Here is a 10,716-nt window from a genome sequence, read left to right on the forward strand (position 1 = left end):
CAATGTGATCCTGTAGGAGCGAGGCTTGCCCGCGAATGGCGTATATTCGGCAAATCCCAATTGCCTGCGCAGCCCACCATGAAACAAACCCCCGACGACCTCAAAAAAATCACCGATACCACCCTGGGCCATTACAACTCGGTGGCCGAAGGGTTTCGTGAAGGCACGCGCGATCACGATGTGAGCCAGAACATCGACGCGTTGCTGCGGCACGTTCAGGGCGAGGCGCCGTTCGACATTCTGGATTTTGGCTGCGGGCCGGGTCGTGATTTGCAGACGTTCACGCGCATGGGCCACAAAGCAGTCGGCCTGGACGGCGCGGAAAAATTCGCGCAAATGGCGCGGGCGGACAGCGGGTGTGAGGTCTGGCATCAGGACTTCCTGAAGCTTGATCTACCGGCCGAGCGCTTCGACGGGATCTTCGCCAATGCGGTGCTGTTTCACATCCCGCTACAGGAATTGCCTCGGGTATTGAAGCAGTTGCGCGCTGCGTTGAAACCTGGGGGTGTGTTGTTCAGCTCCAACCCTCGTGGCGAGAATCAGGAAGGCTGGAACGGGCCGCGATATGGGTCGTATCACGATCTGGCGGCTTGGCAGCAATTGCTGACCGAGGCGGGGTTTGTGGAGTTGGAGCATTACTACCGGCCGGCGGGGTTGCCTCGGGAGCAGCAGCCTTGGTTGGCGAGTGTCTGGCGCAAGGTGTAAGGCTTTGGATTTGCGGTGTCAGGACTGACGCCATCGCGGGCAAGCCCGCTCCCACAGTGATTGGCGGTGTACACAGATTTTGTGTTCACCTCGAAACCTGTGGGAGCGGGCTTGGCCGCGATGAGCGCGAAGCGCTCGACTCTATTTCACCTCTTTCTGCGGCTCGCGAATCTTGTACCAGGCCACATAAAGCGCCGGCAAAAACAGCAACGTCAGCAAGGTCGCAATGATAATCCCGCCAATCATCGCGTAAGCCATCGGCCCCCAGAACACTTCCCGGGCAATCGGGATCATCCCCAAACTGGCCGCCGCCGCTGTCAGCAGAATCGGCCGTCGCCGGTGATTCGTGGCCTCCACCACCGCATCCCACTGTGAATACCCTTCGCTGACAAACGCATCGATCTGCGTCACCAGAATCACCGAGTTGCGGATGATGATGCCGATCAGCGCCAGGATCCCCAGGATCGCCACAAAGCCCATCGGCGTCCCCGTCGGTACCAGCGCAATCACCACACCGATCAATCCAAGCGGCGCCACGCTGGCCACCAGGAACATCTTCTGCACGCTGTGCAGCTGGATCATCAGGAAGGTCGCCATCAAAAACAGCATCAGCGGCACGACCTTGGCGATCGGTCCCTGGGCCTTGGCGCTTTCCTCCACGGTACCGCCGGTGGCGACCTTGTAGCCCACCGGCAAGCCGGCGGCGAACTTGTCCATGTCCGGCTTGAGCAGGGTCACCAGATCCGTCGGTTGAATCTCGCCCAAGGTGGCGGCCTTGATGGTCACCGTCGGCTTGCGATCGCGACGCCACACCAGCGGCTGCTCCAGCTCATAGCGCACGGTGGCGAACGCCAGCAGCGGAATCGAGGTGCCGCTGGGCGTGACGATCTGCAGGTTCTGCAGGGTATCGGGCGTGCCGCGCTCGGCGTCCACGGCGCGGCCGACCACGTTGATCAGGTAGATGTCATCGTCGACTTGAGTCACCGTCGAGCCGCTGACGATGCTGTTCATCAGGTTGGCCACATCTTCCGAAGACAGCCCCAGCTGCCGCGCCTTGTCCTGGGCGATGTCGACGCGCAGGACTTTGCCCGGCTCGTTCCAGTCGAAAATGATCTCGCCGATGTACGGGTTCTTGTCCAGTTCGCTGGCCAGGTCGATGGCGTGTTTGCGCACCTGATCGATGTTGTTGCCGCTGACCCGATACTGAATCGGCCGTCCCACCGGCGGGCCCATTTCCAGTGCCTGCACGTAGCTGCCGATGCCGACGAAATCCTTGCGCAGGCGTTCGCGCAGGCGATCACTGAGCTCCTTGCGCGCTTCGAAGTCCTTGCTGACGATCACCAGCTGCGCGTAGTACGGGTTCTGCAATTGCTGGTCGAGGGGCAGGTAGAAACGGATCGCGCCCTGGCCGATATAGGTGCTCCAGCGCACGATGTCCGGGTCGCCCTTGAGCGTCGCTTCAAGCTTGTCCACGGCCTTGCGGGTTTCGTTGATCGAGGCGTTCTGCGGCAGGTTCAGGTCCACCAGGATTTCCGGGCGATCCGAAGACGGGAAGAACTGGTTCTGCACAAAACGCATGCAGAACACTGACAACGCAAACAGCAGCACGGTGATGCCGATGGCCCACCAGCGATTGCGCATGCCCCACAGCAGGCCGCTGTTGAACGCCCGCCCAAGACGCCCCGGCTCCGTCGAATGGGCCTTTACCTTGGTGCTGAGAATGTGCACGCCGATCACCGGCGCGAATAGCACCGCAACGATCCACGAGACGATCATCGCCACGGCGATCACCGCGAAAAGGGTGAAGGTGTATTCACCGGCAGAACTCGCGTTGAGGCCGATGGGCACGAAACCGGCGACAGTCACCAGAGTGCCGGTGAGCATCGGAAAGGCCGTCGAGGTATAAGCGAACGTCGCCGCCTGTTCCTTGGTATCGCCCAGTTCAAGACGCGCGACCATCATCTCCACGGTGATCATCGCGTCATCCACCAGCAGGCCCAGGGCGATGATCAGCGCGCCGAGGGAAATCCGCTGCATGGTGATGCCGCTGTATTCCATGAATACGAACACCATGGCCAACACCAGCGGGATAGAGCACGCCACCACCAGCCCGGCGCGCACGCCAAGGCTGATGAAACTGACCACCAGCACGATCACCACCGCTTCGAACAGCGCGCTGGTGAAACCGCCCACCGCCTCTTCCACCACCTGCGCCTGGTCGGAGACGTTGTACACGCCCACGCCCACCGGCAAGTCGGCGGTCAGCTCAGTGATGCGCTCGTGCAGGGCCTTGCCGAACACCTGAATGTTGCCGCCCTTCTGCATGGCGATGGCCAGGCCGATGGCTTGCTGGCCGTTGTAGCGAAACTCCGGGTTCATCGGGTCGACATAGCCGCGACGAATCTCGGCGATGTCCGCTAGCCGATAGAAGCGGTCATTGAGCCGCAGGTTGACGTTGGCCAGGTCTTTCTCGGAGACGAACTGCCCGGAGGTGCGCACTGAAATCCGCTCCGGCCCGGCCTCGATCACCCCCGCCGGGGTCACGGCGTTTTCTTTTTGCAGGCTTTGTATGACTTGGCCTTCATCGATGCCCAGCGCCGCCAGTTTGCGGGTGGAGAAGTTCAGGTAAATCACTTCGTCCTGCTGGCCGACCATTTCGATCTTGCCCAGCCCCGGCACGTTGTGAATCTCGGCCCGGGCCTGTTCGACGTAATCGCGCAACTGGCGCATCGTCAAACCATCGGCGGTGAAGGCATAGATCGAACCGAACACATCACCGAACTCGTCGTTGAATGACGGCCCCTGGATGCCCTGAGGAAACTGGCCACGGATGTCGCCGATTTTCTTGCGCACCTGGTACCAGATTTCCGGGATGTCCCCGGCCTTGGTGGTGTCGCGCAGGTTGACGAAGACCGTCGATTCGCCGGGTCGGGTGTAGCTTTTCACATAGTCGAGGGAGTCGAGCTCTTCGAGTTTTTTCTCGATGCGGTCGGTGATCTGCTTGAGCGTTTCCTCCTGGGTCGCGCCGGGCCAGCGGCTCTGGATCACCATGGTCTTGATGGTGAACGAAGGGTCTTCCTCGCGGCCCAGGTTCATGTACGAGAACACGCCCATCAGCAGGGCGACGAACATCAGGTACCAGACGAACGACTGATGTTTGAGCGCCCATTCGGATAAGTTGAAACTCCCTTTCATTGTGCGCTGCCCTCATCGACTTTCACTTTCTGCCCCGGTTTGAGGCTGTTCACACCGGCGCTGACGATTCGCTCGCCGGACTTCACACCACTGGCCACTCTCACGCTGCCGTCGGTGCGGCTGATGATGCTGACGTTGCGTGGCGATACGGTTTGGGTCTGTGTATCGACCACCCAGATACGCGGCTTGCCGTCGACCTCCTGCAAGGCGCTAAGGGGCAGTTCGATCTGCGGGGTGATCGCCGAGCTCAGGGTCACACTGATCGCCGTGCCCAGCCGGAAGGCGGTCGGGGTTTCGGTGAGGGTCAGGCGCGCGCGGCGGGTACGGGTAGTGCTTTCGGCCTGCGGTTCGATCTCGCGCACGATGGCGGTGGTGTTGATCTCGGGATTGAGCTGCGAGGCGACCTGAAACACCACGTCCGAAGGCAGCTGATCGACCAGGGTGTCCGGCAGATCGATCACCGCTTCCTTGATGTCCGGCTGCGCCAGCGTCACCACCTGCTGGCCGGCGGTGACGACTTGCCCGGCTTCGGCGTTCCACGCGGTGACGACCGATTTGTGGTCGGCGCGCAGTTCCACATAGTTGAGCTGGTCCTTGGCCTGATTCAGCGAGGCCTGGGCTTGATCGAGGGAGGCCTGGGTGGTTTTCAGGTCGGTCTGGGCATTGTCCAGTTGCGCCTGGGAACCTACGCCTTGGTCGAACAGACTCTGCTGACGGCGCGCGGTGGCCTGGGCGTTGATCAGTTGTGCCTGAATGCTCGCCAGGTTGCCCTGCGCCGTGCGCAACTGGTTCTGCTGGTCGGTGGGGTCGAGGGAGGCGAGCAAGTCGCCCTGATTGACTTCGGCGCCGACATCGACGGCGCGGCTGGCAATGCGTCCCGGAATCCGGAAGCCCACATTGCTTTCATAGCGGGCCTGGATGTTGCCGGCGAAACGCCCAAGATTTTGCTCGCCCAGCGCTTCGACCTTGATCGACAGCACCGGTCGGATCGGCTCCGGCGGCGGTTCTTCTTTCGAGCACGCCGCCAACAGCAAACTGGCCATTACCACTGACAGACGCATCATTGTTGCCCCTCCGTGGCCAGTTCCTTGTAGGTGTTTTCGGCGATTTCCACGGCGACACCGGGGTGCAACAGCTGGCCGCCGGCGATGACGACCTTTTGCCCGTCCTCCAGGCCACCACTGATGATGACCTTGCCGGTCAGGTAACGGCCGACGGTGACCGGGTGCAATTGCGCCTTGCCCTCCCCGTCCACCAGCCACACGGCGGGTTTGCTGACGTCTTTGGTCAGCGCCGACCACGGCAACTGCACGGCGGCCTTGCCACGGGTAGTGCCCGTGGCGCTCACCACGGAGCCCAGCTGCATGCCCGGCGGCAGCGCATCGAGGGTGACTTTGACCTGCACCGTGCCGCTCTGCTCGGAGACCGCCGGGGTCACCTCGCGAACGGTGCCGGTGGTTTTGATCTGCGGATTATCGAGCAGGCTGACCACCAGCTTCTTGTCCGGTGGCGGTTCGGCCAACAGCGATTCGTACACGTTGAACACGGCATCGCGATCACCGTCCTGGGCCAGGCTGTAGATCGGCACCGTGGCCTGAACCACCTGACCGACTTCGGCCTGGCGCGCGGTGATCACACCCGGCGCCTCGGCAATCAACGCGGTGTAGCTCAGTTGTTCGCGGGCATTGGCCAGTTGCGCCTGAGCCGCCGCAAGGGAGCTCTGGCTGCTGCGCAACGCGGCCTGGGCGGAATCGTATTCACTTTGGCTGGTGTAGCCCTTGGGCAACAATTTTTGCTGACGCTCGAACGACGCGGCGTTCTGTTTGAGTTTGGCCTGCTCGGCGACCACTTGCGCCTGGGCCGAATCGACGTTGGTCTGCAGGTCTTTGGGATCAAGCCGTGCGAGCACCTGCTTGGCCGTCACCCGATCGCCGACATCGACCTTGCGCTCGATGATCTTGCCGCCGACGCGAAACGACAGCTCAGTCTGCACCCTCGCCTGAACATCGCCGGTCAACGTGACGTTGGCCCCGTATTCCCCCTGCTTGACCACTTGCACGAACACCCGAGGCCGATCCTTCTCGGCCATCTTCTTCTCACCACAACCCCCCAGCATGGCCAACAGGCACAGGCCAAGGGCAAACTTCAATCCGGGACCAGCCATGCAGACTCCTTTGCGTTTAACGGGCGCAATGTGTCTGACAGCTTAGAACAGCGTTCCGTGCCCGCCTGTGTGGCCGGAAATAAAAATCGCGAGCAGGCTCGCTCCCACAATGGTGCGGTGTACACCAATCAACTGTGGGAGCGAGCCTGCTCGCGATGATGTTTGCCACGACCGCGACAACAGGGTTCGGGCAAACTGTGGAGCATCACTCGGCAGGACGCTCCCCATGCTCAATACCCTCGCGGTGGCCAATTACCGCTCGATCAACAAACTGGTGATCCCGCTGGGTCGCCTGAACTTGATTACCGGGCCCAATGGCAGTGGCAAATCCAACCTTTACCGAGCGCTGCGACTGCTGGCGGAAACCGCCCAGGGCGGCGTGGTCAATGCGTTGGCCCGCGAGGGCGGGCTGGATTCGACCTTTTGGGCCGGCCCGGAAACCATCAGCCGACGCATGCGCAACGGCGAAGTGCCGATCGAGGGCATCGTCAGGCGAGGCGCCAAACGTCTGCGTCTGGGGTTCGCGGGTGAGGATTTCAGCTACTCGATCGCCCTGGGGTTGCCCGAACCCAGTCGCTCGGTGTTTTCCCTCGACCCGCAAATCAAAAGGGAATGCATCTGGTCCGGCCCGCTCTACCGCCCGGCCAGCCTGCTGGTGGATCGCGATGGACCGATGATCCGCACCAGGGCGGGCCGCAGCTGGGACGTGCTGGCGCAACACACACCGAATTTCGACAGTCTGTTCGATCAGGTCGGCAGCCTGCGCAGCTCGCTGGAAGTGCTGGAGATGCGCGAGTTCATCCGCCGCTGGCGCTTCTACGATCACTTTCGCAGCGACGCCGACGCACCGGTGCGCCAGCCACAACTGGGCACCCGCACGCCGGTGCTGCACCACGACGGCAGGGACTTGGCGGCGGCGTTGCAGACCATCATCGAAATCGGCGACCCCGAGGCGTTGCAGGCGGCGATCAGCGATGCGTTCCCCGGCGCGCGGCTGCGCATCGAGCCGCTGGCGGGCGGACGTTTTGCCATCGAGTTTTATCAGGAAGGTTTGCTGCGGCCGCTGTCGGCGGCGGAGCTGTCGGACGGGACGTTGCGGTACTTGCTGTTGGTGGCGGCATTGCTGACACCCCGGCCGCCCACTTTGATGGTGCTGAACGAACCGGAAACCAGTCTGCATCCGGATTTGTTGCCGGCTCTGGCAAGGCTGATCATCCGGGCTTCCGGGCAGTGCCAGGTGTGGGTGGTGTCCCATGCTCGGCGGTTGATTGCGGCGCTTGAGCAGGATCCGGAGTGCAATTGCATCGTGCTGGAGAAAAACCTTGGGCAGACCGGGATTGTCGGGCAAGGGATGCTGGATGAGCCGGCCTGGAATTGGCCGGATTGAGTGGTGATTTTTAGATCTATTCGCGAGCAAGCCCGCTCCCACAGTTGATCGGTGTACACCGAACCAATGTGGGAGCGGGCTTGCTCGCGAATGAGGGCAGCGAGATCACCACAACTGTCAGTTCAAACATCCAAAAAACTATCTCCACTGGCATTTCCCGGGGCAAAGGAAGACGGCTATTTCGCCAGCCCATGTAGGACGGATCTTTTTTTCGAATTACCCCTCCAAGGACGCACCGCTATTGGCCAGACTCCGGCCAAACCATCACAAGGAAGAAAAAAATGGCAGACGTGAAAGAGCCGCAACCGATGAGCAAGCAGGACTTTCTCAAGTTGCTCGTGGCGTTACGCAGGGCGTTGAAGGCCAAAGTGGCCTGATGAACTTTGGCTTGAGTGGTTAATTGTGGCGATCACCTCAGGTAAGCGCTCGTCACAAAATTGACCCAATAAAAAACGCCGACGCTATATCAGCCGTCGGCGTTGGAAACCGCAAAAAGGTTTACCGGGCGAATCAGAACGCTGGCAGTACCGCGCCGCTGTACTTCTTCTCGATGAAAGCTTTCACTTCAGGGCTGGTCAGGGCTTTGGCCAGCTTCTGCATGGCGTCGCTGTCCTTGTTGTCAGGACGGGCCACCAGGAAGTTCACGTAAGGCGAATCTGCACCTTCGATCACCAGCGCGTCTTTAGCCGGGTTCAGGCCCGCTTCCAGCGCGTAGTTGGTGTTGATCATGTCCAGGTCAACCTGGTCCAGAACGCGCGGCAGCATGGCGGACTCAAGTTCCTTGAACTTGAAGTTGTGCGGGTTCTTGGCGATGTCTTTTGGCGTGGCCAGGGCATTTTTCGGGTCTTTCAACTCGATCAGGCCAGCCTTCTGCAGCAGGATCAGGGCGCGGCCGCTGTTGCTGCCTTCGTTCGGGATAGCGATGGTCGCGCCGTCTTTGAGCTCGGCCAGGGTTTTGACTTTCTTGGAGTAGCCACCGAACGGTTCAACGTGAACGCCGATCACGGTCACCAGGTTGGTGCCTTTGCCTTCGTTGAAGCTTTTCAGGTATGGCAGGGTCTGGAAGTAGTTGGCGTCCAGACGCTTCTGGTCGACCTGCACGTTCGGCTGAACGTAGTCGGTGAAGACTTTGATTTCCAGGTCCACGCCTTCTTTGGCGAGGGTTGGCTTGATCAGTTCCAGAATTTCAGCGTGTGGAATCGGGGTCGCCGCTACCACCAGTTTCTCGCCAGCCTGGGCCAGGCCCGCGGTCAGGGCAGCCGCCAGTGCGGTGAACAACAGAACCTTTTTCATGCAGTGTCCTTATCGAAAATCACAGTCGCTCGTGGCGACGGCTAACAGTACGTGTGCCAGTGATGTGCTATCGCTGGCGTGACGCGGAAGATACCGGGATTTTTTATTCCCGAACAATATCTTTTATTCACGTTCATATTCCATTTTGCTCATACAGCTCTGGCACGCGCGTTCCACGTGCACCTGCCCACCTTTTAACCTGTGGGAGCGAGCCTGCTCGCGATGCAAGTCCAGAGACCACGGGCAGTCAGGCAGCCCGCGTCATCGTTGACGACCATCGCGAGCGTGCTCGCTCCTACAGGAGATTTTGCAGGGCGGCTTTTTCGGCGGGGGTGCCGTTGCGCAGCAGGTGCAGGAGCTTTTGTTCCAGCGGCGTGTGCAGCTCGGGCAGGTTCAGATGCTCCGGCAAGATCTCGTCACCAGTGCTGACCAGCAGCGCAAAGTGAATGACGTTCTCCAGCTCCCGGGTATTGCCCGGCCAGCTGTGCCGCTCCAGCACCTGCTGCGCGGCTTCGCTGATCAGCGGCACCGGCAGGTCCAGACGCTGGCTGTAGATGCCGAGGAAGTATTCGGCCAACGACAGAATGTCCCCCACCCGCTCACGCAAGGCCGGCAATTCCAGCTGCCCTTCGCTGAGGTAGTGATATAGCCGTTCATGGAATTTGCCGGCCGCGACCGCTTGCGCCAAATCGATGCTGGTGGCGGCCACCAGGCGCACATCCACCGGGCTCGGCTGATGCGCGCCGACCCGAGTGACTTCGTGATTTTCCAGAGCCGCGAGCAGCTTGATCTGGATCGGCAGCGGCAGGTCGCCAATTTCGTCCAGATAAAGCGTGCCGCCGTTGGCAGAGCCGAACCAACCGGCGCGACTGCTGGCCGAGCCGCTGTAGCTGCCAGCGGCATAACCGAACAATTCGGCATCAGCGTAAGTCGGGCTGATCGCCCCGCAATTGACCGAGACGAACAATCCGCCGCGATCACTGGCGCGATGAATATGCCGCGCCAGCAACTCCTTGCCGGTGCCGGTTTCACCGCGGATCAGCACCGAAATCGAACGCGGTGCCAGTTGCTCCAGCTCCCGGCGCAATTGCCGCGAGCGTGGATCGACGAACACCAGCGCCTTGGCGCGGATGCTCAGGGGACTTTTTTCGGCGTCGGGGAAGGTCAGCAGCGGCTGACCGAAGGTTTCAAAACTCATGGCAGTCTCCCGCCCAAAACCGCCGGGAGACGGGGGGCGTTGAAAGGTTTAAGCGCGGCGCAGGGCGTGGTGTTCCATGCGGCTCTGCAGGCGATAGAGATAGGCAAAGCCCTGCTCCCAGCGCTGATGCCCGGACTTCACGTTGATGTGCCCGGCACCGGCGAGAATTCCTGCTTCGGCGCCCCAGTTGCGCGCCAGTTCCAGGGCTCGCGGCGCGCTGACGGCGCTGTCGTTGTCGGAGCTGACCACTTGGCTCGGAAACGGCAGCTGATCGGTTGGAATCGGTGCGAAGTTGCGCAAGGCGGGAGCGCAAGCCGGGCGTTCGACGTCGGCCGGTGCGACCAGCAAAGCGCCACGCACCTGGCGCAGCATCGGCAGCGGCGCGGTGGCGGCCCAATGGGCGACGGTGATGCAGCCCAGGCTGTGGGCAATCAGGATCACCGGTGTGCTGTCGGCGGCAATCGCCTCGGCCAGCGCCGCAACCCAATCTTCACGACGGGGCGTCAGCCAGTCGGCCTGCTCCACCCGTGCGCTGTTCGGCAGGCTGTGATGCCAGTGGCTTTGCCAATGATCTTCTGGCGATCCTTGCCAGCCCGGCACAATCAGGTAGCGAATTGATTCGTTGCGCATGGGGGAGCTCTCCTGCGTGTCTGTTCCCGGACGAGTATAGGGAGGAGAGTTATATTCGTTAAGGAATAAGAAGCTATTTATTAAGACCTATAAGGAATAACACAACAATCAACTGTGGGAGCGGGCTTGCTCGCGAATGCGGTG

At 61.2% G+C, this 10,716-nt stretch carries 8 protein-coding genes; 2 read left to right on the top strand and 6 right to left on the bottom strand.

What is annotated here, in order from left to right:
- Positions 1-78: 78 nt before the first annotated feature.
- Positions 79-705 (top strand): class I SAM-dependent methyltransferase, encoded by a 627-nt coding sequence (locus K9857_RS27680; protein WP_224541325.1) that lies wholly within the window; start codon positions 79-81, stop codon positions 703-705.
- 141 nt (positions 706-846) lie between these two features.
- Here K9857_RS27680 and K9857_RS27685 read toward each other — a convergent pair whose 3' ends face one another.
- The 3 genes from K9857_RS27685 to K9857_RS27695 are packed head-to-tail and all read right to left on the bottom strand — an operon-like array spanning position 847 to position 6,064.
- Complete coding sequence (locus tag K9857_RS27685) at positions 847-3,900, bottom strand: efflux RND transporter permease subunit (RefSeq protein ID WP_224541327.1); 3,054 nt, start codon at positions 3,898-3,900, stop codon at positions 847-849.
- Positions 3,897-4,964, bottom strand: a complete 1,068-nt coding sequence (locus K9857_RS27690; RefSeq protein ID WP_224541329.1) for an efflux RND transporter periplasmic adaptor subunit — start codon at positions 4,962-4,964, stop codon at positions 3,897-3,899. The genes K9857_RS27685 and K9857_RS27690 overlap by 4 nt, the downstream gene beginning before the upstream one ends.
- Complete coding sequence (locus K9857_RS27695) at positions 4,961-6,064, bottom strand: efflux RND transporter periplasmic adaptor subunit (RefSeq protein ID WP_224541331.1); 1,104 nt, start codon at positions 6,062-6,064, stop codon at positions 4,961-4,963. The genes K9857_RS27690 and K9857_RS27695 overlap by 4 nt, the downstream gene beginning before the upstream one ends.
- A gap of 226 nt (positions 6,065-6,290) precedes the next feature.
- On the opposite strand from K9857_RS27695, the gene K9857_RS27700 reads away from it, so the two are divergent.
- Complete coding sequence (locus tag K9857_RS27700; protein WP_224541333.1) at positions 6,291-7,451, top strand: AAA family ATPase; 1,161 nt, start codon at positions 6,291-6,293, stop codon at positions 7,449-7,451.
- A gap of 510 nt (positions 7,452-7,961) precedes the next feature.
- Here the strand turns inward: K9857_RS27700 and K9857_RS27705 are convergent.
- The 3 genes from K9857_RS27705 to K9857_RS27715 all read right to left on the bottom strand — a co-directional run bounded on the left by K9857_RS27705 (position 7,962) and on the right by K9857_RS27715 (position 10,572).
- Positions 7,962-8,744, bottom strand: a complete 783-nt coding sequence (locus K9857_RS27705) for a MetQ/NlpA family ABC transporter substrate-binding protein (protein ID WP_224541335.1) — start codon at positions 8,742-8,744, stop codon at positions 7,962-7,964.
- Positions 8,745-9,039: 295 nt separating this feature from the next.
- The gene (locus tag K9857_RS27710) at positions 9,040-9,942 is read right to left on the bottom strand and encodes a sigma 54-interacting transcriptional regulator (protein WP_224541338.1); all 903 of its coding nucleotides are present in this window, start codon (positions 9,940-9,942) and stop codon (positions 9,040-9,042) included.
- A gap of 48 nt (positions 9,943-9,990) precedes the next feature.
- Positions 9,991-10,572, bottom strand: a complete 582-nt coding sequence (locus tag K9857_RS27715; RefSeq protein WP_224541340.1) for an alpha/beta hydrolase — start codon at positions 10,570-10,572, stop codon at positions 9,991-9,993.
- Positions 10,573-10,716: the final 144 nt, after the last annotated feature.

The organism is Pseudomonas sp. REP124, assembly GCF_020164475.1.
In the GTDB taxonomy this organism is placed as follows: Bacteria; Pseudomonadota; Gammaproteobacteria; order Pseudomonadales; family Pseudomonadaceae; genus Aquipseudomonas.